This is a genomic window from Methylobacterium sp. J-001, from assembly GCF_022829565.1.
Lineage (GTDB): Bacteria > Pseudomonadota > Alphaproteobacteria > Rhizobiales > Beijerinckiaceae > Methylobacterium.
The window spans coordinates 51831-75212 of sequence record NZ_JAKSYN010000051.1 but is presented as its reverse complement, the minus strand read 5'-3'; the positions used below and the strand labels follow the sequence as shown (position 1 = coordinate 75212).

General features: G+C 71.1%; 20 protein-coding genes. 11 read left to right on the top strand and 9 right to left on the bottom strand.

Translation table 11 applies throughout. From position 1 onward, the window contains the following. Nucleotides 1-79: 79 nt before the first annotated feature. The gene (locus MKK65_RS05445; RefSeq protein ID WP_243956112.1) at nucleotides 80-4924 is read right to left on the bottom strand and encodes an NAD-glutamate dehydrogenase; all 4845 of its coding nucleotides are present in this window, start codon (nucleotides 4922-4924) and stop codon (nucleotides 80-82) included. Between the two features lie 158 nt (nucleotides 4925-5082). Between MKK65_RS05445 and MKK65_RS05440 the strand changes: the two genes are divergently transcribed. The 4 genes from MKK65_RS05440 to MKK65_RS05425 all read left to right on the top strand — a co-directional run bounded on the left by MKK65_RS05440 (nucleotide 5083) and on the right by MKK65_RS05425 (nucleotide 8839). Then, a complete protein-coding gene (locus MKK65_RS05440) occupies nucleotides 5083-5499 on the top strand; it encodes a MarR family winged helix-turn-helix transcriptional regulator (protein ID WP_243956110.1) in 417 nt (138 codons plus the stop codon). Nucleotides 5500-5527: 28 nt separating this feature from the next. Beyond that, nucleotides 5528-6823 carry an MFS transporter gene (locus tag MKK65_RS05435; protein WP_243956108.1) on the top strand — a complete coding sequence of 432 codons (1296 nt, stop codon included), beginning with the start codon at nucleotides 5528-5530 and terminating at the stop codon, nucleotides 6821-6823. 86 nt (nucleotides 6824-6909) lie between these two features. After that, on the top strand, nucleotides 6910-8181 hold the full coding sequence (locus tag MKK65_RS05430; protein ID WP_243956107.1) for a multidrug effflux MFS transporter: 1272 nt from the start codon (nucleotides 6910-6912) through the stop codon (nucleotides 8179-8181). Between the two features lie 127 nt (nucleotides 8182-8308). After that, on the top strand, nucleotides 8309-8839 hold the full coding sequence (locus MKK65_RS05425) for a DoxX family protein (protein ID WP_243956105.1): 531 nt from the start codon (nucleotides 8309-8311) through the stop codon (nucleotides 8837-8839). A 5-nt stretch (nucleotides 8840-8844) separates the two neighbouring features. On the opposite strand, the gene MKK65_RS05420 is transcribed toward MKK65_RS05425, so the two are convergent. After that, nucleotides 8845-10293, bottom strand: coding sequence for an MFS transporter (locus MKK65_RS05420; RefSeq protein ID WP_243956103.1), 1449 nt, complete (start codon nucleotides 10291-10293; stop codon nucleotides 8845-8847). Between the two features lie 206 nt (nucleotides 10294-10499). On the opposite strand from MKK65_RS05420, the gene MKK65_RS05415 reads away from it, so the two are divergent. From MKK65_RS05415 to panE, 3 genes are all read left to right on the top strand, one after another. Beyond that, entirely contained in the window at nucleotides 10500-11390 is an 891-nt protein-coding gene (locus tag MKK65_RS05415; RefSeq protein WP_243956101.1) for a DUF3313 domain-containing protein, read from the top strand. Between the two features lie 162 nt (nucleotides 11391-11552). Beyond that, nucleotides 11553-13046 (top strand): IMP dehydrogenase, encoded by a 1494-nt coding sequence (guaB, locus tag MKK65_RS05410; protein ID WP_243956099.1) that lies wholly within the window; start codon nucleotides 11553-11555, stop codon nucleotides 13044-13046. 380 nt (nucleotides 13047-13426) lie between these two features. Then, a complete protein-coding gene (gene panE / locus MKK65_RS05405) occupies nucleotides 13427-14371 on the top strand; it encodes a 2-dehydropantoate 2-reductase (RefSeq protein WP_243956097.1) in 945 nt (314 codons plus the stop codon). Between the two features lie 66 nt (nucleotides 14372-14437). Here panE and MKK65_RS05400 read toward each other — a convergent pair whose 3' ends face one another. Next, nucleotides 14438-14623: a hypothetical protein gene (locus MKK65_RS05400; protein WP_243956095.1), complete on the bottom strand. Its 186-nt coding sequence runs from the start codon at nucleotides 14621-14623 to the stop codon at nucleotides 14438-14440. A gap of 157 nt (nucleotides 14624-14780) precedes the next feature. Here MKK65_RS05400 and MKK65_RS05395 point away from each other — a divergent pair, with 157 nt between their 5' ends. Further along, entirely contained in the window at nucleotides 14781-16139 is a 1359-nt protein-coding gene (locus tag MKK65_RS05395; protein WP_243956190.1) for an RsmB/NOP family class I SAM-dependent RNA methyltransferase, read from the top strand. A 130-nt stretch (nucleotides 16140-16269) separates the two neighbouring features. Continuing rightward, entirely contained in the window at nucleotides 16270-17274 is a 1005-nt protein-coding gene (locus MKK65_RS05390; RefSeq protein WP_243956093.1) for an alpha/beta hydrolase, read from the top strand. Between the two features lie 10 nt (nucleotides 17275-17284). Here MKK65_RS05390 and MKK65_RS05385 read toward each other — a convergent pair whose 3' ends face one another. The 4 genes from MKK65_RS05385 to MKK65_RS05370 all read right to left on the bottom strand — a co-directional run bounded on the left by MKK65_RS05385 (nucleotide 17285) and on the right by MKK65_RS05370 (nucleotide 20910). Further along, entirely contained in the window at nucleotides 17285-18517 is a 1233-nt protein-coding gene (locus MKK65_RS05385) for a peptide ABC transporter permease (RefSeq protein WP_243956091.1), read from the bottom strand. 115 nt (nucleotides 18518-18632) lie between these two features. Next, complete coding sequence (locus MKK65_RS05380) at nucleotides 18633-19157, bottom strand: DUF2937 family protein (RefSeq protein ID WP_243956090.1); 525 nt, start codon at nucleotides 19155-19157, stop codon at nucleotides 18633-18635. A 68-nt stretch (nucleotides 19158-19225) separates the two neighbouring features. Then, complete coding sequence (locus MKK65_RS05375) at nucleotides 19226-20239, bottom strand: WD40 repeat domain-containing protein (RefSeq protein ID WP_243956088.1); 1014 nt, start codon at nucleotides 20237-20239, stop codon at nucleotides 19226-19228. Next, entirely contained in the window at nucleotides 20236-20910 is a 675-nt protein-coding gene (locus tag MKK65_RS05370; protein WP_243956080.1) for a YoaK family protein, read from the bottom strand. The genes MKK65_RS05375 and MKK65_RS05370 overlap by 4 nt, the downstream gene beginning before the upstream one ends. Nucleotides 20911-21117: 207 nt before the next feature. On the opposite strand from MKK65_RS05370, the gene MKK65_RS05365 reads away from it, so the two are divergent. Both MKK65_RS05365 and MKK65_RS05360 read left to right on the top strand, forming a co-directional pair. Beyond that, nucleotides 21118-21552, top strand: coding sequence for a response regulator (locus MKK65_RS05365; protein ID WP_058190180.1), 435 nt, complete (start codon nucleotides 21118-21120; stop codon nucleotides 21550-21552). Between the two features lie 24 nt (nucleotides 21553-21576). Further along, nucleotides 21577-21975: a hypothetical protein gene (locus MKK65_RS05360; RefSeq protein ID WP_058190181.1), complete on the top strand. Its 399-nt coding sequence runs from the start codon at nucleotides 21577-21579 to the stop codon at nucleotides 21973-21975. 157 nt (nucleotides 21976-22132) lie between these two features. Here MKK65_RS05360 and MKK65_RS05355 read toward each other — a convergent pair whose 3' ends face one another. Both MKK65_RS05355 and MKK65_RS05350 read right to left on the bottom strand, forming a co-directional pair. Continuing rightward, a complete protein-coding gene (locus MKK65_RS05355) occupies nucleotides 22133-22762 on the bottom strand; it encodes a DUF2939 domain-containing protein (protein WP_058190569.1) in 630 nt (209 codons plus the stop codon). A gap of 24 nt (nucleotides 22763-22786) precedes the next feature. Beyond that, complete coding sequence (locus MKK65_RS05350) at nucleotides 22787-23359, bottom strand: RNA pyrophosphohydrolase (protein ID WP_058190182.1); 573 nt, start codon at nucleotides 23357-23359, stop codon at nucleotides 22787-22789. Nucleotides 23360-23382 lie beyond the last annotated feature (23 nt).

Genomic DNA, 23382 nt, shown 5'->3' with positions numbered 1-23382 from the left:
AAAACGCGTGGTGTTTCCAGCGCTTACTGCCGAACGCGATGCGTGAGTCCGCGAACCCGCGGGAGGGAGAGGGCCGTCCTCAATCCGCTCGCACCAGATCGCCGAGCAGGCTCGCCGCCACGGTCGCCTTGGAGACCGTCAGGCCCGAAGCGCTGATCGCATCCACGGCGTCGCGGATGCGGACGAGCGGCGCGCCCCGCGCCTTGGCCCAGGCCGCGACGGCCTCCGGCCCGGCGCCGAGATCGGCCACCACCTCGGCCGTGAGCTTGCGATGGGCGGCGGCGATGCCGGCGACCGCCCGCTCCAGGGCGACCCGGTCGAACGTGTCGGCCACCGGCACGGTCCGGGCCGAAGCGGCGAGCTCGTCCAGCCGGAAGGCATGTTCCAGGGCGAAGTGGGTCGCCGCCACCTCATCGACCGGGCGGCCGCTGGCCTCGGCCACCCGCACGATATCGGGCGCGGAGATCAGGGCGTTCAGGGAGGCGAGCCGTCGGGCCTGTTCCGGCGCCATGCCGTGGCCTTCCAGTTCCGCCGCCCGGTCGGCGATCGCCGCAAGCGCCTCGGCGTCGAGCACTTTCGGCAAAGCCGCTTCCACGGCCGCGACACCGTCGCGGTAGCGCGCCACCAGCGGCGCGAGGCCGCCGGTCAGGTCGAGGTTGCGGATGAACCAGACGATCCGGTTGGTCAGCAGGCCCTGCACCTCGGCGTAGAGGCCGAGCTGGTCCTGCCCGGAGAGGCCACCGCCCAGGCCGTCGATGGCGAGGTTCAATTCCATCAGCCCGAAGGCGTCGCGGGTGATGGCGTAGGCCTTGGCGATGGTGGCGGCATCCGCCCCGGTCCCGTCGACGAGGCGCGTGACCAGGGACGGGCCGCCGCGGTTGACGATGATGTTGGCGAGCGCCGTGGAGATGATCTCGCGGCGCAGCCGGTGGCCCTTCACGGCGTCCGGGAACTGCTCGCGCAGGGCTTTCGGGAAGTAGCGCTGCAATTCGCGGTCGAAATACGGGTCGTTCGGCACCGGGCTCGCCAGGATCGCGTCGTAGAGCGACAGCTTCGCGTAGGCGAGCAGCACCGCATATTCCGGCCGGGTCAGCCCCTCGCCGCGGCGCATCCGCTCGGTGATCGCGGCATCGTCGGGCAGGTATTCCACCGCCCGGTCGAGGCGCCCTTCGGCCTCCAGCGCCTGCATCGTCCGCATGGCGAAGCCGGTCTCGCCCAGGCCGCCGCGCTGGGCGAGCGACAGGGCGAGCGTCTGCAATTCGTTGTTGCGCAGGACCAGCCGCCCGACCTCGTCGGTCATGGCGGCGAGCAGCCGGTTGCGCGCATCGTAATCGAGCCGATTGTCACGCTCCGGGACCATCAGGGCGATCTTGATGTTCACCTCGACGTCGGAAGTGTTCACGCCGGCGGAATTGTCGATCGCGTCGGTGTTGAGCCGGACGCCCGCGCGGGCCGCCTCGATGCGGCCGCGCTGCGTCAGCCCGAGATTGGCACCCTCGCCGATCGCCTTCACCCGCAGCTCCGGCGCGGTGATGCGCACGGCGTCGTTGGCCCGGTCGCCCGCATCCTCGTCGGTCTCGGTGGTGGCGCGAATGTAGGTGCCGATGCCGCCGAACCAGAGCAGGTCGGCCGGCGCCTTCAGGATCGCCTGCATCAGTTCGGTCGGCGTCGCTTCGACCCGGTCGAAGCCCAGGGCGGCCCGGACCGGTTCAGACAGCGGAATCGTCTTGAGGCTGCGCGCGAACACCCCGCCGCCCTCGGAGATCAGGGAGCGGTCGTAATCCGCCCAGGAGGAGCGGCCCAGATCGAACAGGCGCCGGCGCTCGGCGAAGCTCTTCGCCGCATCGGGATTCGGATCGAGGAAGATGTCGCGGTGGTCGAAGGCCGCGATCAGGCGGAGGCTTTCCGAGAGCAGCATGCCGTTGCCGAACACGTCGCCCGACATGTCGCCGACCCCGACCACGGTGATCGGGTCCCTCTGCACGTCGACGTCGATCTCCCGGAAATGGCGGCGCACCGCCTCCCAGGCGCCGCGGGCGGTGATGCCCATGCCCTTGTGGTCGTAGCCCTGGCTGCCGCCGGACGCGAACGCGTCTCCGAGCCAGTGGCCCTTCTCCAGGGAGAGGGCGTTGGCGATGTCCGAGAAGGTGGCGGTGCCCTTGTCGGCTGCCACCACCAGATAGGCGTCGTCGGCATCGTGCCGCACCGTGTCCGGCGGCGGCACGATCGCCTGGTCGACGATGTTGTCGGTGAGCTCTAAGAGCGTCCGGATGAAGATCCGGTAGCTCTCGGTGCCTTCCTGCATCCAGGCCGCCCGGTCCGAGGCCGGCGGCAGGCGCTTGGGGAAGAAGCCGCCTTTGGCGCCCACCGGCACGATGACGGCGTTCTTCACCTGCTGGGCCTTCACGAGGCCCAGGATCTCGGTGCGGAAATCCTCCGGCCGGTCCGACCAGCGCAGGCCGCCGCGGGCGACGTAGCCGAAGCGCAGATGCACGCCCTCGACCCGGGGCGAATAGACGAAGATCTCGAAGAACGGCCGTGGCAGCGGCATCGCCGTGACCTTGGCGCAGGCGAACTTGAAGCTGATCGTTTCCCGCGGTCCGCCATCCGCGGTGGTCTGGAAGAAGTTCGTCCGCACCGCCGCTTCGACCAGGTTGACGAACCGGCGCAGGATCCGATCGTCGTCCAGGCTGGTGACGTCGCCCAAAGCCTCCTCGATCAGGGCGCGGGTCTCCGTTTCCTGGGCGGCCCGGTCGCCCTCGTTCCGCGGGTCGAACCGGGTCCGGAACAGGCTGACGATCGCCCGGGCGATGCCGGGATGGCGGCTCAGCGTGCCGGCGAGGTAATCCTGCCCGTAGCGGATGCGCAGCTGGCGCAGGTAGCGGCCGAGCGCCCGGAGCAGCGCTGCGTCCCGCCAGGGGAGGCCGGCTTCCAGCACGAGCCGGTTGTAGCCGTCGGATTCCGCCGCGCCGTCGCCGAGCGCCAGCATCGCCTCTTCGAGGGGCTGCTCCAGCGTCGCGAGGTCGATGGGCGCCCCGGTGGCGCGCTCGATCCGCATGTCGTGCAGCCAGACCCGGGCGGATTCGTCGAGCCCGGCCGGCTTGATCCGGTAGGTCCGCTCGTCGATGACCCGAAACCCCAGATTTTCCAGGCCCGGCACCCGGTCGGAAAGGGCGATCGCGGTGCCGCGGGAGAACACCTTGAGGCGGACCTGCGCCTCGGAATCGCCGGTTCGCCGCTCGATATGCACGGCGCGCGGCTGCGCGTCGCTCAAGGATTCGAGGATCGCGACATCGGCCACGGCGACATCGGATGGGAAATTGTCCCGGTAGGCGGCCGAGAACGCCTCGGCGTAGCGGGTGGCCAGCAAGCGGGCGCGGTCGCCGTTATGAGCGTCGGCCAGGGCAGCCCGCAGGGCGTCGCCCCAGGTCCGGACCAGCGCCGCGATCCCGGCCTCCAGGGCTGCCGGGTCGCGCTCCGGCACATCCTCCTCGGACAGGCCGATGATGTAGTGGGTGCGGGCGAGGGGCCCCTCGGGAAAGGCGGGATCGGCGACGCTCAGCCGGCCGCCATAGGCCTCGGCCAAATAGGCCCCGATCCGGGCCCGGATGGTGGAATCGTAGCGGTCCTTCGGGACGTAGACGAGCAGCGAGACGAAGCGCCCGAACCGGTCCGGCCGCGAGAGCACGCGGATCCGCGGCCGGTCGGCGAGGTTCGCGATCGCCAGGGTGAAGCGGTACAGCCGCTCGCTATCGATCTGGAACAGCTCGTCCCGCGGGTAGGTCTCTAGAACCGCCAGCAGGCTGCGGCCGGCATGGCTGGTCGGGTCCAGGCCCGCCCGCTCGGCCACCGCGTCGACCTTGCGGCGCAGGACCGGCACCTCGCGCGTGGGAGCGGTATAGGCCGAGGCCGTGAACAGGCCGACGATCCGCACCTCGCCCGATAGTTTGCCGGTGGCCGAGAACAGCTTCACGCCGACATAGTCGAGATACGCCACCCGGTGGACCCGGGACTTGGCGCTCGCCTTGGTGATGATCAGCGCCTGCGGCTCCTCCAGGAAGGCCAGAATCTCCGGTGTGTAGTCGACCGGTGTCCGGCCGCGGCGCAGGGGCGTGGCGCCGGGATCGCGCAGCACGCCGAGGCTGGAGCCGTCGATCAGCGGGTGCCCGTCGGCGGCGATGCCGTGCTGGCGGATCCCCAGGATCAGGAACTGACCGTCCTTCAGCCAGTCGAGGAAGGCCCGCGCCTCGGCCACCTCCGCCTCCGGCAGCGGGGAGGGCGCGCGGCCGAGGCTGTCGGACAGTTCGGAGATGCGGGCCAGCATGGCCCCGTGGTCGTCGCTCGCCAGGGCCACGTCGCGGTAGACCTGGGACAGGGCTTCCACCAGGCGCTCGCGAGCCTCGCCGTCGAGCCGGCCGAGATGGAGATGGATGAAACTCTCCCGCGCCAGGCTGCCATGGGCGTCGGCGGTGGTCTCGCCGACCACCCGCACCAGCGCCCCCGACGCGTCGCGCTCGACCCCGAGAATCGGGTGGGCGACGAGGTCCGGCGTCAGGCCCTGCTCGGTCAGCTCGGCCAGGGTCGAATCCAGGAGGAACGGGCGGTTGTCGTTCACAACCTCCAGGATCGTGATCTCGCGCGGCCGTCCGTCCCGGACCAGCGCGGCGTCGCTCAGGCGCACCCGGGCCGGATCGCCGGGCTTGCGCGGCTCGGACAGGAGCGCCCGCGCCTTGACCGCGAGGTCGGCCAGGGCATCGGCCGGGTAGGGGGCCAGATCTTCCGGGGTGACGCGCCCGAACAGGTCGCGGGCGAAGCCGCCGGGGCCGCCCTGCGCGGCGACGATCTCGGCAGCGGCCTCGATGAGTCCAGTCCGGGCCGACTTCTGTTCCGATGATGACAACGCCGTCGCGGTTTCGAGTGTCATCGTGCCTCTCACGAACCGGGAGCCTGCAGGCGCAGGGTTAGCAGGGTCATCCGCCGTGTCGATGACAGCCGGCCGCATTTCCCGCTTCTCGCGTGTCGAACCGATGGAACCGTTAGGCCCGGCTTGTCGGGACGAAAATACGTGCATATACACGCATCGTGAGCACCGATTCTCCCATCGAGCCCTGCACCTGCGTCGCCCTGCGCCGGGCCACCCGCGCCCTGACGGCGTCCTATGACGCGGCCCTGCGCCCGGCCGGGCTGCGGGTGACGCAATTCTCCATCCTGCGCCGGCTGGAGCGGCTCGGGCCGACGCCGCTCACCCGGCTGGCCGTCGAGGCGGTTCTTGAGCGGACCACGATGGCCCGCAACCTCGATCCGCTGGAGCGGCGCGGCCTCGTGAAGATCGAATCGGGCCAGGATGCGCGTGAGCGCGTCGTTTCCCTGACGGATATCGGCCGCAAGGCCGTCGCGGCGGCGATGCCCTACTGGCAGGGGGCCCAGGCCCGGATCAACGCGCAGGTCGATCCCAAGGCCGTCGCCGCCATGGCGGACGCCCTCATCGCCGCTTCCTGACTGCTCGTCTCACCCCCGGAGCTTGATCATGGCCGCCCCCGTCGAGACGCTCCCTGCGCCGCCCGTGCCGCGCCTGCACTATGCCTGGATCGTCGCCGCGGTGACCTTCCTGGTGCTGCTGATCGGGGCGGGGGTGCGCGCCACGCCGAGCGTGCTGATCGTGCCCTGGGAGCGGGAATTCGGCTGGACCGCCGCCACGATCGGGGTCGGCATCGCACTCAACATCTTCATGTACGGGATGATCGGGCCGTTCGCGGTGGCGATCATCGAGCGCTTCGGCCTGCGCCGGTCGGTCTGCTGCTCGCTCTTCGTCCTGGCTCTCGGCACCGTCGCCACCAGCCTGATGACGGCGCCCTGGCAGATGGTCCTGCTCTGGGGAATCGTGGTCGGGTCCGGCTCCGGCATGGTCGCCAACGTGCTCGGCGCCACCGTGGCCGGGCGGTGGTTCGGCAAGCGCCGGGGTCTCGTGATCGGGATGCTCACGGCGAGCAGCGCCACGGGACAGCTGATCTTCCTGCCGATTTTAGCCTCGCTGGCGGTCGGGCAGGGCTGGCGCTCGGTCTCTCTGCTGGTTGCGGCCGTCACCCTTTTGCTGATCCCGGTGGCGGCCCTGCTGCTGCGCGACCGGCCGGCGGATCTCGGCCTGCCCCGCTACGGCGAGTCCGTCGTGACCCCGAACCCGGTCCTCACCGAGAACCCGGCGGTCCGGGCCCTGCGCGGCCTGCGGACCGGCCTGAAGTCGAAGGATTTCTGGCTCCTGTCGGGCACGTTCTTCATCTGCGGCGCCTCGACCAACGGGCTGATCGGCACCCACCTGATCCCCGCCTGCATCGACCACGGCATCGCCGAGGTGACGGCTGCGGGCCTGCTCGCGCTCATGGGCATCTGCGACCTGATCGGCACCACGGCCTCGGGCTGGCTCACCGACCGGTTCGATTCGCGCAAGCTGCTCGCCTGGTATTACGGTCTGCGCGGCCTCTCGCTGATCTTCCTGCCCTACTCGTTCGACCTCAGCTTCTACGGCCTGTCCCTGTTCGCGGTGTTCTACGGGCTCGACTGGATCGCCACCGTGCCGCCCACCGTCCAGCTCGCCGGAAAGTCGTTCGGCGAAGAGAATGCCGCGCTGATGTTCGGCTGGATCGCCGCCGCCCACCAGATCGGCGCCGCCTCAGCGGCCTGGCTCGCCGGCATGGTCCGCACCGATACCGGCAGCTATCTCGGCGCCTTCGTGTCGGCCGGCCTGCTCTGCCTGGTTGCGGCCCTGATGGCGGGCTTCGTCGGGCGCAGCCCGCGGGAGCCGGCCCTGCGCCCGCTGCCGGCCTGAACTGCGCCGCGCGGGCGGAGCCGTCACAAGCGTGCCGCGAAGGGGGCGCCCCATCGGGCCAACCCCTCGCAGCATGAGTGCCCATTGTGACCATCGCGATCCGGCCCAATCCGCCGGTCCAGCCGGTGAGCGTCCCGCAGAAACGGTCGGGGCCGGGCTTCACTGAGTTCGTCGCCATCATCGCGCTGATGATGGCGGTCACTGCCATCTCCATCGACAACCTGTTGCCGGCCTTCCCGGCGATCGAGGCGCGGTTTGCCGTGCCCGACCCGAACCGGCTGCAGCTCCTCGTCTACGTCTTCATGGCTGGGTTCGGCGTCGCCCAACTGGCCTACGGGCCGATCTCGGACACGTTCGGGCGCCGCAAGGTGCTGCTCGCCAGCCTCGCGATCTACGTGGTCGGCTGCGGCCTCGCCATGGTGGCGCCGAGCTTCGGCTGGCTGCTGGCGGCCCGGGTCATCCAGGGCATCGGCGCCGCCGGCGGGCGCGTGCTCTCGGTGGCGATCGTGCGCGACCGCTTCGCCGGGCGCGAGATGGCGAGCGTGATGTCGCTCACCATGATGGTCTTCCTGATCGTCCCGATGATCGCCCCGGCGATCGGCGGCCTGATGCTGGCGCTGGGCTCCTGGGTCTACGTGTTCGTTTCGATGCTGGCGCTCGCCTTCTGGCTGACCGCCTGGTTCTCGCTGCGGATGCCGGAGACGCTGCACCCGGAATACCGCCGCCCGCTCTCGCTCCGGGCGACCCTGGATGCGGTGCGCACCACCGTCACGACCCGGGTCTCGATCGGTTACGCCACGGCCCTCGGCCTCCTGACCGGCTGCATCATGGGCTATGTCGGGTCGGCCCAGCAGGTGTTCGACACCGGGCTCTACCATCTCGGGACCCTGTTCCCCCTGGCCTTTGGGCTGGTGGCTGGCGCCATGGGGGCGGCGACGCTGATCAACGCCCGGATCGTCCGGCGGCTGGGGATGCGGGCCCTCTCGCATGCCGGCATCATCGCCTTCACGCTGGTGGCCCTGGCCCAGGTCGGCGTCGGGCTCGCCTATCACGGCCATCCGCCCCTGGCGGCGTTCCTATCGATCCTGGCGGCGAACCAGTTCCTGATGAGCTTCGCCCTGCCGAACTTCAATGCGCTGGCGCTGGAGCCGCTGGGCGCCATCGCGGGCACGGCCTCGTCGTTCGTGGGCTTCTACACGACGATCCTGGGGGCGTTCTCCGGTTACGTAATCGGCCAGGCCTTCGACGGGACCGTCCTGCCGGTCGGGATCGGCTACGCGACCCTCGGGGGGCTCGCGGTGCTGGTGGTGCTCTGGACCGAGCGCGGCCGGCTGTTCCGGGGCGGCGTCGCGGGCTGACCATCGTCCGAAAGGCGGAAGCCGGCTTTCGGACGAAGACGATGCGCCCCTGAACCAGCGGACTTAACCCCGCCTTCAAACGAATCCGCCACCGTCCGGTCAGCCCTCACAGCCGACCGGACCCGATATGATCGCCCGCGCCCAGGACGGAACCCTTCTCGCCGCGCGCCTGCTCCTGGCGGCCGCGCTGCTGCCCACCGGGATCGCCCGGGCGCTCAACGTCTCGGGCTTCGCGCTCACCCTCGCCGGCAGCGGCATGCCGTTCCCCGACGGCGTCGCCACCGCCGCCGTCGTGGTGCAGGTTTTCGGCCCGCTGGCCCTGATCCTCGGCGTGCTGCCGCGGCTGACCGGGCTGGCGCTGGCCGTGTTCGCGGCGGTGACGGCCGTGATGCTGCACACGTTCTGGCAATATGTCGGGCCGGCCGCCATCGCCGAGCGGACGCTGATGCTGGCCGATCTCGGTCTGGCGGGCGGGTTCCTGATCTACGCACTGACGGGGCCCGGCGCCTGGAGCTGGCAGGGTTGGCGCGCCGGCGAGGCGGGCGCACGGCCGGCTCCGCAGCGCGCCCCCGCCAAGGCACCCGCCAAAAGCCCGGCGGCGCGCGGCGGCACCGGGAAGAAATCCGGCGGCCGTGCCCCGGCCCGCGCCGCAGCCTGACCGGCTCAGCTCGCCCGGGGCTTCAGGTCGGGCGTCGCGGACGGCGTCGCGGCGACCATCCGGCGACCGGAAATCTCGGCGCCGGCATCCGGCGTCAGCTTGCGGAAGGCCAGGACAGAGAGCGCCGACAAAATAGCCACGGCGAAGAAGGCCGGTCCGAAATCTCCGGCCTCGATCGTAGTCCGGCCGTGGAACCCGGCGGTGCCCTCAAGCGCCAGGGCGCCCAGCGTGACCCCGAGGCTCAGCGACAGCTGCTGGCAGACGCTGGCGAAGCTCGTCGCCGCGCTCATCTCCCGGGATTCGAGATCGGCATACGCGATGGCGTTGACGCAGGTGAACTGCACCGAGCGCGAGCAGCCGCCGATGAACAGCAGCGCGATCATGATCCAGTGCGGGGTCTCCGCGGTGTAGAGCCCGTTCACCGCCAGGAAGGCTGAGGCCAGCACGGCGTTCGAGACCATCACGGTGCGGAAACCCAGACGGCGCAGGATCTTGGGCGCCAGGGCCTTCACGAACATCGCCCCGGCCGCAGCCGCGAAGGTGATCAGCCCGGAATGCAGGGCGTCGAGCCCGAACCCGACCTGCAGCATCAGTGGCAGCAGGAACGGGATCGCCCCGGTTCCGACCCGGAACAGGCTGCCGCCGAGGATCGCGACCCGGAAGGTCGGGCGGTTCATCAGGTCGAGCCGCACGATCGGATGGGCGATCCGCCTGGCATGGGCGACGTAGAGCGGCAGCAGGACCGCGCCCGCCGCCAGGCATCCCCACGAGACCGAGGCCGGCAGGAGATGGCGGCCCATCGAGGCGAGCCCCAGCATCAGGGCGGCGAGGCCGGTGCCGAGCAAAAAGAACCCGGCGATGTCGAGCGGCGGCCGCTCCGGCTCGCTTATGTCCTCGAAATAGAGGCTCGCTAGCACGATCCCGGCGCAGCCGATCGGCAGGTTGATGAAGAAGATCCAGCGCCAGTCGAACCACGTGGTGATCAGCCCGCCCAGAGGCGGGCCGAGCACTGGGCCGACCAGGGCCGGGAAGGTCAGGTAGGCGAGCGCCGTCACGAGCTGCGATTTCGGCACGCTGCGCAGCACCACGAGGCGGCCCACCGGCACCATCATCGCCCCGCCCATGCCCTGGAGGAAGCGCGCCGCGACGAACCACGCCAAACCGTTGGCGGCCGCGCAGGCCAGGGACCCGAGCATGAAGACGACGAGCGCGGCCCGGAACACCGTGCGCGAGCCGTAGCGGTCGGCCATCCAGCCGCTCACCGGAATGAAGATCGCCAGGCTGACCAGATACGAGGTCAGGGCCAGCTTCAGAGCGATCGGATCCTCGCCGAGGCTCGCGGCGATGCTGGGCAGCGCCGTGGCGATCACCGTGGAATCGGTGTTCTCCATGAACAGGGCCGTGGCCACCGTCAGAGGGACGATCCAGAGCGGTTTTGCGTTTGGGGACGGCATCGGACAGCAGACGCGTAGCGCGGCGGGACGGTTGCACGGCGGGGCGGCGATCTCGCACGGTCGTGTTTCGCGCCTGTATCCGCAACGCAACAGGGGTTGCATCGTGACCGAACACCACCTTTTGCGCGGGTGGTCCAATGGCTACGTTTGGCGCGAGCGGTCTTCCGGCCGTCGATCCCGGCACGGTGCCGGCCGCGAGACCCTTGATGCAGCCCTCTCCGAGCAAGCGCCGTTCCCTGTCGCGGATCGCCGCCGCCGTCGCGCTCATGTCGACGGTGGCAGCCTGCGGCACGGTGCTGCTGAACGACCGCGGTTCGCTGACGCGCTACGACCGCCTGCAGGCGAGCACGGCGGTCGCGTCGGCGTCGCGGCTGTACGTGGACCGGCCGGCGCTCGCGAAGGCCCGCACCGTGCGGATCATTCCGACGGCATTCCACGCCGACGTCGCGGGCGCCGCGCCGCTGACCCAGGCGGAGCGCCGCCTGATCGCCAACGCAGCCGACCGGGCGCTCTGCTACGACCTGTCGCTGCGCTACGACGTGGTGACCGGCCGCGACGCGGATCTCACCGTCCGGGCGCAGGTCACCCGGGTCGAGCCCACCGACCTTCTCGGCGCCGGCGCCACCATCGCGGGCTCGGCCGGCGTCACGGTCGCCTCGCAGGTCGGGCTGAGCGCCGTCGAGGGCATCGGCCGCATCCCGATCCCGCGGATCCCGATCGGGCTCGGCAGCCTCACGGTCGAGGCCGAGGCGCTGGACCGTCGGCGCGAGCAGCGCGCCGCGATGGTCTGGGGCGGGGCGGCGAACTCGTTCACCAGCCAGCCGCGCTTCTCCCGCGCCAGCGACGCCTACGATCTCGCCGGGGAGTTCGGCCAGGATTTCGGCTTCATGCTGGCGACGGGTGACGACCCGTTCAACGCCCCCAACACCCTGCCGACCTGGGACCGCATCCGGGTCACCACGCTCGGCGAAGCGCCCCTCGATCCCGATTGCGAGGCCTACGGCCGCGCGCCGGGTATCGACGGCATCCTGGGCGACTATATCGGCCTGCCGCCGGAATATACCGACAAGGGTCCCACCGCTTCGGCGGCGCGCTGACCCGGTCGGCGTTGCAAAAAAGCGGGGGAGCCATGCGCGATTTCCCGCTGCGACGCGGCGACGGTGCATTGGCGCAGCCGCGGACCCCATGATACTGGCCCTTGCCAACCCGATCCCGCTGCGCAGCCCCCGCGAGCGCGGCCGTCCGAGGAAAGTTGGCACATGGCCCGAGTCGATTCTGCAACGATCATCGAGGGCCTGACCTTCGACGACGTGCTCCTGCGGCCCGCCGCTTCCTCGGTGATGCCGACCGAGGTCAACGTCGCGACGCGGCTCACCCGGACGATCCCGCTGAACCTCCCGATCCTCGCCTCCGCGATGGACACCGTCACCGAGGCGCCGATGGCCATCGCCATGGCGGCCAATGGCGGCATGGGCGTGATCCACCGCAACCTGGAGCCGGCCGAGCAGGCCGAGCAGGTCCGGCTCGTCAAGAAGTACGAGTCCGGCATGGTGATGAACCCCATCACCATCCACCCGGACGAGACCCTGGCCGACGCCTTCGAGGTGATGAAGCGCAACCGCATCTCCGGGATCCCGGTGGTGGAGCGCGGGCCCAACGGCTCCCGGGGCAAGCTGGTCGGCATCCTGACCAACCGCGACGTGCGCTTCGCGACCAACTCCGCACAGCCCGTGGCCGAGCTGATGACGCGGGACCGGCTGATCACGGTCCGCGAGGGCGTGACCCAGGACGAGGCCAAGCGCCTGCTGCACCAGTTCCGGATCGAGAAGCTGCTGGTGGTCGACGACCATTACCGCTGCATCGGCCTGATCACCGTCAAGGACATCGAGAAGCGCGTCACCTACCCGTTCGCCGTGAAGGACGAGCAGGGTCGCCTGCGGGTCGCCGCCGCCACCACCACCGGCGATAGCGGCTTCGAGCGGGCCGAGCGCCTGATCGACGCCGGCTGCGACGTGATCGTGGTCGATACCGCCCACGGCCACTCGATCAAGGTGCTGGACGCGGTCGCCCGGGTGAAGCAGCTTTCGAACGCCGTTCAGGTGATCGCCGGCAACGTCGCCACCCGGGAGGGCACGAAGGCGTTGATCGATGCCGGCGCCGACGCCATCAAGGTCGGCATCGGGCCGGGCTCGATCTGCACCACCCGGATCGTGGCCGGCGTCGGCGTGCCCCAGCTCACCGCCCTGATGGAGGCCGTGGAGGCCGCCGGCGAGGCCGACATCCCGGTCATTGCCGATGGCGGCATCAAGTATTCCGGCGACCTCGCCAAGGCGATCGCGGTCGGCGCTTCGGTGGCGATGCTCGGCTCGCTGCTCGCCGGCACCGACGAGGCCCCCGGCGAGGTCTTTTTGTATCAAGGCCGCTCGTACAAGTCGTACCGGGGCATGGGCTCGGTGGGCGCCATGGCCCGCGGGTCGGCCGACCGGTACTTCCAGGCCGAGGTCAACGACACCCACAAGCTCGTGCCCGAGGGCATCGAGGGCCAGGTCCCCTACAAGGGCCCGGTGGGCAACGTCCTGCACCAGCTCGCCGGCGGCCTGCGCGCGGCCATGGGCTATGTCGGCGGCGCGACCATCCCGGATTTCCAGGAGCGGGCGCAGTTCATCCGCATCACCAATGCCGGCCTGCGCGAGAGCCACGTGCACGACGTGACGATCACGCGCGAGAGCCCGAACTACCCGTCGCGGACCTGAGGCGCCGTTTTTCGCAGGCGCCACGCGTGCTCTCGCGGGTCGCGGATTTATGCCGTTCGTTCGGTCGTAAACGCTGAAAGCACCACGCGTTTTCCCTTCCCCTTGTGGGGAAGGGCAGGGGTGGGGGTGGGGCCGGATGTGACTGGGCGGTGCCTCCTGCACCACCCCCACCTCCAACTCTTTCCCACGAGGGGGAGGAGAGCGCATCGCGCCTGACACGGGCCAAGGTGTAAACGTCGGACCCCCGCACGGGAGACCGAACTGGCGATCAGCTGGCCCTTCGCGAAGCGTCGCCACCTTGACTCGATGCTGCCGGCGACCTTCGATGGTCGAGCCCATCTGACCCGATACGGCCGACAAGTCCGACCCGGAGTTTCCCAATGCGTACGCTGATCGTCGGAGCCGGGGCGACCGGCGGCTATTACGGGGCTCGGCTCGCGGAATCGGGAGCCGACGTCACCTTCCTGGTCCGGCCGGCCCGGGCGGGGAAGCTGGCGGCGAACGGGCTTGTGCTGCACTCGCCGCTGGGCGACCTGCATCTGGCCGCCCCGTCCACCGTGACGGCCGACACGCTGGCCGAGGCCGGGGCGTTCGATCTCGTCCTGCTGTCGTGCAAAGCCTACGACCTCGACAGCGCACTGACCGACCTGACGCCCGCGGTGGGGCCGCAGACCGCGATCCTGCCGGTGCTGAACGGCCTAGCCCATCTCGACGCCCTTGATGCCAAGTTCGGCGCGGAACGGGTGCTGGGCGGTTCCTGCGCCATCGCGGCGACCCTCGCGCCGGACGGGGCGATCCGGCACATGAGCGAGCTTTGCAGCATCACCTACGGGGAGCGGGACGGCTCGCGCTCCGCCCGGATCGAGGCGGTCGACGCACTGATGCGGGGCCTGAAGTTCCAGGCGCGGCTGAGCGAGGTGATCCTGCAGGAGATGTGGGAGAAGTGGGTGTTCCTCGCGACTCTCGCGGGCGCCACGACCCTGATGCGGGCGGCAGTCGGCGATATCGTGGCGGCGCCCGGCGGCGCGGCGTTCATCGCGGCCCTTCACACAGAATGCACCGCAGTGGCCGCGGCGAGCGGGTTTGCGCCGCGCGGCGTGGTTGCCGAGCGGGCGCGGGCGCAGCTGACGGCCCCGGGCTCGACCTTCACCGCCTCGATGCTCCGCGACATCGAGAATGGCGGCCGGATCGAGGCAGACCACGTCATCGGCGATTTGATCGCCCGCGGCGGCCGCTTGGCCCCGGAGGCGGCATTCCCGGTGCTCGCGCAGGTCTATGCCGGGCTGAAGGCCTACGAGGCCCGGCGAGCGCGGGAAGCCGCCTGAGGCGATCCCACCCATCACCGCAGAATGAGGGGGCGGGCGGGATCAGCGCAGGTCTCCGACCGGGACTCAGTAGCGGCCCGGTGGCGGCGGGGGTGGGTTGCCGTATTCGAGCTGCGTCTTGGCATCCAGCGGCCGCCGCGGCGGCGGGGTGAAATCGGGGGCGGCTGCCGGGGCGCTGGCGCAGGCGGCGAGTGTGGCGGCGACGAGCCCGGCAACGGTGCCGGTAAGAGTCACGCGGACGACAGAAGACATGATCTGAGGCACTCCCGGCCATGCCCCCGTGGCGGAACGCTCTGGCCCGCGACGGGAGGATGCCATACGACACGGGCCAGCCCCGCGCCGCGGGACCGCCCACGATCCGGTCTGGACCGCGATCGTGCTGGAAGCTCGGCCGTACCGTGGCGGCATCGTGGGCCAAGCGTGGCCGTTTCGCGTCGGCCTCGACCCATTCAAAAGGATCCGGACCCTGACCCCCGCCGCCCGCTGCTCCGCCGCCATCGAAGTCCTGACCGATATCACGGAGCGCCGCCGCCCGGCCGCCGACGCGCTCAAGGATTGGGGCCTCGCCCACCGCTTCGCCGGCTCCGGTGACCGGGCCGGGATCGCCAGCCTGGTCTACGATGCCCTGCGCCGGCGGGCGTCGGCCGCCTGGATCATGGGCTCGGAGACGCCGCGCGCCGTGCTGATCGGCTCCCTGCGGCTGCAGCAGGGGCTCGCCGCCGCCTCGGTGGCGGCCCTGTTTTCGGGCGAGCGCTTCGCCCCGGAGCCGCTGAGCGATGACGAGCGCGCGCGCCTCGAATCCGGCACGCTGGACGACGCACCGCCTGAGGTGGCGGGCGATGCCCCGGCTTTCGTGCTGCCCGAACTGGCAGCCGCTCTCGGCGACGACCTGATTCCCGAGCTGAAGGCGCTGGCCCGGCGCGCGCCCCTCGATATCCGGGTCAACGCCCTGCGCGGCAGCCGTGATGACCTCATGCCGGCGCTCAGCGCCTTCGATGCCGCCCCGACCCCGCACGCGCCGCTCGGCGTCCGGATCCCGATCGGGGCCGACGGCCGCGGCCCGGCGCTCCATGTCGAGGCCGAGTTCCTGGACGGCTGGTACGAGATCCAGGACGAGGGCTCGCAGCTCGCGGCCCTCCTGGCGGATCCCCAGGCCGGCGAGACCATCGTCGATCTTTGCGCAGGTGGTGGCGGCAAGACCCTGGCGCTGGCGTCCCAGACGCGGAACGGCGCCCGCCTGATCGCCACGGACGGCGATCCGCGCCGGCTCGCGCCGATCCACGAGCGCCTGCGCCGCTCCGGGGCCGAGGTCGCGGTGCGGACCCCGCGCAGCGGCAAGGCCCGCGCCGACGTGCTGGAGGATCTCGATGGCCATGTCGATCGGGTTCTGGTCGACGCGCCCTGCACCGGCTCGGGCACGTGGCGGCGCAACCCGGACGCCAAGTGGCGGCTCCGCCCCGGCAGCCTGGCTTTGCGCATCGCCGAGCAATCGCAGGTCCTCGACCGGGCGGCCAAGCTGGTCCGGCCCGGCGGGCGGATCATCTACATCACCTGCTCGCTCCTGCCCGCGGAGAACGATGCGGCCGTGGCCGGGTTGCTGTCGCGCTGGCGTGGGCGCTTCGACGCGGTGCCGGCCGAGACCGTCCTGGCCGCGGGACCGCCGAGCCTGGCGGCGTCCGTCCGCCACACCGAACACGGCCTGCAGATGACGCCGCTGCAGACCGGGACCGACGGCTTCTACGTATCCGTGATCACCCGGCGCGACTGAGGACGCGCGGTTCCGGAACCGGCACCGCCTCCTCCGACGTTGGGCCATGGATGTCCCAGGAGATCGCCATGACCGTATCCGTCCGCCGCGTCGTCCGGCCCCGGTCCTGAGCCTCGCCCGGGACCGGTTCATGCATCTCGATCGCCGCCTGCTGCTCGCCGGCCTGACCAGCGCCCTCGGCCTGCGGGCGGCAAAGTCCCAGGAGAGACCGCCGGAGCCGGCGCCCCACGAGGCGATCCGCGCCCTGCCGCGCTCGCTGCCCGGCGCCGATCTCCAGGTGATCGATCTGTGGCCCGGGGATCCGCCGGGGGGCGGCAGCGGTCCGGATCCCGACGGCTACCGGTACGTCGAGGGCCGGTCGGGGGACGTCACTCGGGTGGCCAAGCCCTGCCTGCTGGCGATGCGGCCGGCCAATCCCAACGGCGCGGCGATCATCGTGGCGGCCGGGGGCGGCTACCAGTTCATCGCGTTGGGCAACGAGGGCGTGCCGGTCGGACGCGTCCTGAACGCGGCTGGGATCACGGTCTTCCTGCTGGTCTACCGCCTGCCCGCGGAGGGCTGGGGCGCGGGGCCCGACGCGCCAAGGCAGGACGCGCAGCGGGCGCTGCGGCTGGTGCGGGCGCGGGGCCAGGAATACGGCATCGACCCGGCCCGGGTCGGCGTGCTCGGCTTCTCCGCGGGCGGCCACCTGATGGGCGAGACCGCGGTGGGCACCGCGAGCGACCTCTACGCCCCGGTGGACGAGGCCGACGCGCAGCCGGTTCGGCCGACGCTCGCCGGGCTGATCTACCCGGTCATCACCATGCGCAAGCCGTTCGATCGCACCGCGACGCGCCGGATCCTCGTCGGCGACGAGGTTACGCCGCTCGAGATGAAGACCTACTCGGTGGACCTCCAGGTCGGGCCGGAGACGCCCCCGACCTTCCTGGTCCAGGCGATCGACGATCCGGTGGCGGTGGCCGACCATCCGCTGCTGATGTTCTCGGCGCTCCGCAAGGCGCGGGTTCCGGCCGAACTGCACCTGTTCGAGCAGGGCGGCCACGGCTTCGGGCTCGGCGCCCCCGGCACGCCGGCCGCCGCCTGGCCCGGCCTGTTCCTGGCCTGGATCCGGCTGCACGGCTTCCTCAACCGATGACCTGAGGAGATCAGTCCTCGCGCAGCCGGTGGAGCTTGGCCACCTTCGGGCGGCTGGTGCGGAACTGGCCACGCTCCACCGCCACGAACACCACGATGACGATGGCGATGATGCTTAGCCACCAGATCGCCGTCAGGCCGACGCCCAGGCAGGCCACCGTGAAGGCGGCGGCGAAGCACCCCATCGCCCCCGGGATCAGCGCCGGGATGTCCCGGCCGCCCCGGCGGATCGAGGCGTAGAGCGCGAAGGCGGCCGCCAGCGCGCCGACGATGCCGAGCTCGTACCAGAACTCGAACAGGGCGGTGGTCGGCGCGTTCAGCGGCAGCATGCCGACGAGGCGCCCGCGCAGGGCCGTCTCGAAGCCGTGGCCGGTGATGAGCCGCACGGGATCGGTGGTCACGACCTTCTGCCAGCTCTTCAGCGACAGCACCGCGGGCGCGAGCGGCCCGAGCAGGGCGGCGCCGACCGGGCGCGCCAGGAACGGCAGCAGCGGCGCCACGGCCAGCAGGGCGGCCGAGATCGTCGCGGTCAGCATCACGCCGAGCTTCGGCCGATAGCTCGTGATCGCGAAAGCGAGCGCCCCCACCGCCAGGGCGGCGATCTGCGTGACGTCGGGCTGGACCGTGAGCGCCAGGGCGACCAGCAGGGCGAGCCCGAGCGCCTCGCGGTCGCGCCGCCGGGACCGGAGCCAGGCGAGCGCCGGCCAGACGAGCAGGATCAGCAGGATCAGGCCGCGGTCGAGGGCACCGTCATCGTCGATGCCGGGGGGCGCCAGGTGGGCGCCGAACAGCCCCAGCACGATCGCCACGATCGAGCCGGCCACGACCCCGAGCGGCAGCAGGTAGAGGTTGGCCGAGCGCATCCGGTCGGGGAGGGCGAAATAGCCGAGCAGCGCCAGCCCGATCGTCGCCGCCAGATTGGCCAGCCGCTCGACCGCCGGGCCGAGGAACGGGGTCCAGGTCAGGGACAGGACCGACCACAGCACCACCAGCATGCCGGCCAGGAAGGCCGGGGCGGTCAGCAGCCGGGACACGGCCGGGCGCACCGGGCGCTGGCGCCGGTCGATCGCGCTGGCGATGATCAGCAGCACGACGGCGATCGGCGCCAGGATCACCGTGGCGCGCCGTGCGACTTGCGCCAGCACCGGCAGGATGACGAACAGGCCGAAGAAGCCGATGCGCCGCAGCAGGGCGGCGGCGTCGAGCGCTGGATCGATCGTGGTGGGGTTCGACGCGCGGGGCATCTTGCGCCTTCTCCCGGACCGAGGCGGCCGGATCACGCTCGATACGCAAGCCCTGCGCAAGCCGCTGTAGACCCAGAGCAACACTCCCGGGTCCGCGCGCCGGGCCGGCGGCGGTTCAGGCCGTGCGGGTCGTCGTCCGCGGGCGTCTGCGGATCAGCCGCAAGCCGATATCCGACAGCACGCGCCAGCCGCCCCAGGCGGCCAGGAAGCCGATCAAGCCCGCCGCCAGTCCGTCGGCATTGGTCGGGACCGCGGGGCTGAAATCCTGGTATGCGGCCTGTGCCACCGGCACGTCGGGGTCGCGCAGCATCGCCACCACCTTGCCGAGCGGGCTGGTTGCCGATGCGAGCGCCTGCTGCTGCGAGCTCAGGCGGGCGAGCCGGGTGATATCGGCCTGGGCGGCCTCGCCACGCCGGGCGACGAGCTGGTCGGGATTGGTGCGCAGCCGGTCGACCGCGCCCTCGCGGGTTGTGCCCGTCGCCTGCGCGTCCGATTCCAGCACCGCCACCTGCCGGCGCAGCTCGTCCACTGCGCCGCCCAGGCGCTGCGCATATTGCTGCGCGAATTCGGGCGCCTGAGCGGCGATCACGCCGCCGAGCAGGCCGAGAGCGAGGCCGAGAGTGCGGAACACGCGGAACACGTCAGACCCTCCGGTTCGAAGACGGGCCGTAGCCCCGAACAAAGGGCTACGGCCGAAGACAACGCGAATCAGGCCGGCAGGGTCAGCAGGCCGGCCTGGCCGTCGGCACAGCCGAACAGCATCCGGTTGCCGCGCGCGTCCCAGGCGAGGGCCGTGATCCCGCTCCCCTGGACGGCAGGCCGCACGAGCAGCTCGGAGGCATCGGTGAAGCGCACCAGCAGGATACAGCCATCCTCGTAGCCGACTGCGAGGACCGGCGCCTTGGGGTGGAACGCTACCCGCGAGACCCGGGCCGGCCGGACGCCGCATTCCCGGGGCGCCTTGCCGGTGGGTCCCTCCTTGGAGTCGAACGGCCAGACGATCGCCGCCTCGGCGCCGCCGGTGGCAAGCCAGTTTCCGTCGGACGACCAGGACACCGACCGGACCTTGCCCGGATAGCCCGACATCCGCATGTGGCCGCGATCCGGCTGCAGGCGCCAGCCGTGCAGGGCGTTCTCCTGCATGGTCGAGACGACGAAGCGGCCGTCGGGCGACCACGTCACGTCGATATGCGAGCCCTTCCAGCTCACGACCTCGGCGGGGGTCTCGAGATTCGGGTACCAGAGGCTGACGCCGTTGTAGTGCGAGACGCCGATCCGGTAGCCCTTCGGGGCGAAGACCAGACCACGGGCCGTGGACGGGGCGGTGAAGCTCTTCTCCCGGCCCTTGGCATCCCGCGCTGTAACCGCACGCCCCGCCGACCAAGCCACCGCCCCGTCCGGGTGCAGCGCCAGGGCGTCGATCCAGGCGCCGCCCTTGGCCGTGCCGAGTTCCTGAGTGGCGCCGCCGGCCCGGATCTCGACCACGCGGCCGTCGTCGCCGCCGGTGACCAGGCGGTCCTGGCTTCCGGCCGCCACCAGGATCCCGCTGTCGGGATGGGCCGCAAGGCGGGTGAGATCGTCGCCCTGCATCAGAGCGACCGTCCCGTCGCCGAGCGCTAAAGCCGGCGCATCCTTGAGGAAATGCGCCGCGACCACGTGGGCGCCCGCCTCCAGCGGAACGACGTGGTCGGTGAGGGACGGATGGCTGACGAAATCGCTCATGGGGACTCGACCTTCGTGGTCCGCTGGCCGGCGCGCAGGACCAGGAACGCAGTGATGAGCGCGAGCACCCCCGAGACCGCCGCCGGCGCGATCAGGGCGTAGAGGGCAAACGCTTCGTAGGCCAGGGCGCCCAGATAGGCGCCCAGCAGCAGGGACAACCAGACCAGACCGTCGCCGATCCAACCGAACGGCTCGCCCGTGCGGGTGAGCGCCTTGGCGATCTTCTGGCCCAGGCTGAACAGGGCGCCGGTGACGAAGGTGGTGCCGGCCCGAAAGCCCTGCACCTGTGCCAGCACGGCGTTCTGCGTTCCCATGGCGACGGCCACGAAGAAGGCTGCGAGCCCCAGCTCCGGGGAAGCGAGTCCGAGCGCGAGGCCGCCCAGAATCAAGAGTGATTCGTAGGCGAGCACAACCGGTGTGGTCCACCGTGCCGGCACGAGGATCGCCAGCCCGCTGCCCAGAACCGAGCCAGTCAGGAAGGCCGCGATCAGGATCGCCGGCAGCAGCATCCGGTGCAGCTGGGCCTCTGCCCCGAACACAGCGAGTTGGGTGGTGTTGCCGCTCATGAACGAGGTGTAGAGCCCGCCGAGCCGCACAAAGCCCAGCGCATCGACGTATCCGGCGAGCCCCGTCAGGAGCAGGCCGGTGCCTAACTGCCAGGACCGGTTCACGGATCGACCCTCCCACGGCATCCCGGTAACGCGTCGTTAACCATTTCCGACGCTCCGTTCACCTGCACCGGGGCGGGGTTAACGGGCCGTGCACCAAGTCCGAGCAATTCGATGCAATCACGGCGAACGCCGGAGCGCAGGGGCCCGTTGCTCCTTCGATCCGGCACGGGGCTACCGCGCCCCCGCCGGGTGAGTGGGAGTTGCGTCATGATGCCGTTCGCCGCCGCCTTCGCCTGCCCGTCCATGCCCGCCCTGGATTCGGCCGTCGCGACCATCCTGGTGGTCGAGGATGAGCCGACCGTCTGCGAGCTGGCCGCCGAGGCGCTTCTCGAAGAGGGTTATCGGGTGCTCACCGCCGCAGATGCCTGGGAGGCCGAGGCGATCCTGGCACGGGAGAGCGTGGACATGCTCTTCACCGATATCGACCTCGCCCGCAACACGAACGGCCTGGCCCTGGCCCGCAGCGCCCGCAGCGTCTGCCCGGACCTGCCGGTGATCTACACGTCCGGGGGCCGCGGCTGCCTGTCGGCGGCCGACGCCGTCTCCGAATCGGTGTTCGTTCCGAAGCCCTACCGCCCCAGCCAGCTCGTGGCGCTTACGAACGACATCCTGCGCGCCGCGCACCGTCACCATCACGCCTGACTTGAACCCCTGAGGAATCCCGCCATGCGGCGCCCCCTTATCGCCACCGGTCTCACCCTCGCCCTCGCGGCCGCCGCCCTGCCGGCCCGGGCTGCGTGCGACGTGAAGGGCGCCCAGATCGAGGAGGGGATCGCCGCCAAGAAGGAACTGCGCGAGGACGCCAACGCCCAGACGGTGCGCGACCTGCGCACGCTGCGCGACGCGGCGATCGTGCTGGAGACCTACAAGTTCCCCGGCGAGTGCGAGGTGCTGCTCGGCATCGCCAAGTCGTTGCTCGCCAACCCCGACAAGACGATCGTGCAGGGCGGCAACACCGACGAGGATGAGGCGGAGAGCCTCGTGGAAGCCCGTGAGCCGAAGGCCAAGGTGCCGGCGGACGAGAAGGCCCCCGCCGCCAAGGCGCCCGCTCCGAAGGCGAATTGAGGCGCGAGGATGGGTCGGCCGTCAGGCCGGAGCCAGAGACGGGAACTCGGCTTCCTCGCCCGGCCGAGTCGGTGTGCGCGCCGGAGCCCTGATCTGCACCGTCGCTCCCCGCCTGCCTGGGGGGCAACCGCCCCGCAAAGGGGGGAGGCGAGCGCTGCTACCGCTCCTCGCCGGCGCTCGCTCCGAGCTTGGCCCTGGCCAGCGCCCGGCCGAGCTTGGCGGCGATCTGGGTGCGCAGGATATCCGCCATCTCGATATCCACCAGCCGCCAGCTGAAGCCGCGCAGCCGGAGTCGGATGCGGGTGCGCTCCGCCCGGGGCGCCTCGGGCGGGATCGGGATCACCACGGCCCGAAAGCCGCGCATCTCCAGGGACGTGTAATAGGGCAGGAGCCGCCCGGCACTGCGGATCGCCAGGCCCTCCGGCTTGAGATCGGCGGGGCGCTCGATGTCGAGCTTGTCGGGCCAGCCGTTGTCCAGCAGGTCCATGACCGTCTCGGGCGTCACCAGGGTCTCGGCCAGCGCCAAAGCGAGGCCGTAGGCGACGTCGTTGAGGCGCTGCCGGTCTCGCGGCTCGAGCTCCAGATCCGTGTCGGAGGCGGCGCGCACCGCTGCGGTGATCTGGCGGACCAGGGACAGCCGGAGCGTCCGGAAGTTCACGTGGGTCTCGATATAAGCCACGTCGTGCCGGCGTACGGCCTGCGAGAGATCGTAGAGCGACCAGAGTGGGCTCACCGTGAAGGCGAGCCACGCCACGGCGAGGCCCAGCGGGACCGCGAGCCAGCGCACCACCCTACGACCCCGCTCGCGCCGTCACGGCTGGGCCGCCGGGGCTTGGGCCGCCGGAGCTTGGGCCGCCCAGGTCTCGAGGCCCGCGAAGGCCGCGACGACGCCCTCGTAGACCGGGCGCTTGAACGGCACGATCAGGTCCGGCAACTCGGAGAGCCGCGCCCAGCGCCAGGCATCGAACTCAGCCTTGTGGGCGCCGCCGCCGGGGGTCAGCACGTCGATCAGATCCTCGCTGCCGAGGAAGCCGTAGGCGAACCACTTCTGGGTCTGGCCGCGATAGCGGCCCTTCCAGGCCTGCTTCATCACCGCCGGGGGCAGGTCGTAGGTGAGCCAGTCCGGGATCTCGCCGAGCAGGCGGATCGCGTCGGGCGGCACGTTGGTCTCCTCGTAGAGCTCTCGCCGTGCGGCCGCCTCCGGATCCTCCCCCGGATCGATGCCGCCCTGCGGCATCTGCCACATATACGGGCCGGCGACATGCTCAGGCCCGGCATCCTTGGTCCGGCGCCCGACGAAGACGCCGCCCGCGGGCGCGATCAGCGCGACGCCCACGCAGGGGCGGTAAGGCAGCGCGGTGCCCGAGTCGGAATCTGTGGTCATCGCGGGCGACCATAGGTCAGGGG

Bases quoted from the DNA above. Each gene is read 5' to 3' on its own strand.
- MKK65_RS05350 (WP_058190182.1), bottom strand. From the start codon at position 23,359: ATGACCACAGATTCCGACTCGGGCACCGCGCTGCCTTACCGCCCCTGC.
- panE (WP_243956097.1), top strand. From the start codon at position 13,427: ATGCGTACGCTGATCGTCGGAGCCGGGGCGACCGGCGGCTATTACGGG.
- MKK65_RS05400 (WP_243956095.1), bottom strand. From the start codon at position 14,623: ATGTCTTCTGTCGTCCGCGTGACTCTTACCGGCACCGTTGCCGGGCTC.
- MKK65_RS05390 (WP_243956093.1), top strand. From the start codon at position 16,270: ATGCATCTCGATCGCCGCCTGCTGCTCGCCGGCCTGACCAGCGCCCTC.
- MKK65_RS05365 (WP_058190180.1), top strand. From the start codon at position 21,118: ATGATGCCGTTCGCCGCCGCCTTCGCCTGCCCGTCCATGCCCGCCCTG.
- MKK65_RS05415 (WP_243956101.1), top strand. From the start codon at position 10,500: ATGCAGCCCTCTCCGAGCAAGCGCCGTTCCCTGTCGCGGATCGCCGCC.
- MKK65_RS05425 (WP_243956105.1), top strand. From the start codon at position 8,309: ATGATCGCCCGCGCCCAGGACGGAACCCTTCTCGCCGCGCGCCTGCTC.
- MKK65_RS05385 (WP_243956091.1), bottom strand. From the start codon at position 18,517: ATGCCCCGCGCGTCGAACCCCACCACGATCGATCCAGCGCTCGACGCC.
- MKK65_RS05420 (WP_243956103.1), bottom strand. From the start codon at position 10,293: ATGCCGTCCCCAAACGCAAAACCGCTCTGGATCGTCCCTCTGACGGTG.
- guaB (WP_243956099.1), top strand. From the start codon at position 11,553: ATGGCCCGAGTCGATTCTGCAACGATCATCGAGGGCCTGACCTTCGAC.
- MKK65_RS05445 (WP_243956112.1), bottom strand. From the start codon at position 4,924: ATGACACTCGAAACCGCGACGGCGTTGTCATCATCGGAACAGAAGTCG.
- MKK65_RS05360 (WP_058190181.1), top strand. From the start codon at position 21,577: ATGCGGCGCCCCCTTATCGCCACCGGTCTCACCCTCGCCCTCGCGGCC.
- MKK65_RS05435 (WP_243956108.1), top strand. From the start codon at position 5,528: ATGGCCGCCCCCGTCGAGACGCTCCCTGCGCCGCCCGTGCCGCGCCTG.
- MKK65_RS05375 (WP_243956088.1), bottom strand. From the start codon at position 20,239: ATGAGCGATTTCGTCAGCCATCCGTCCCTCACCGACCACGTCGTTCCG.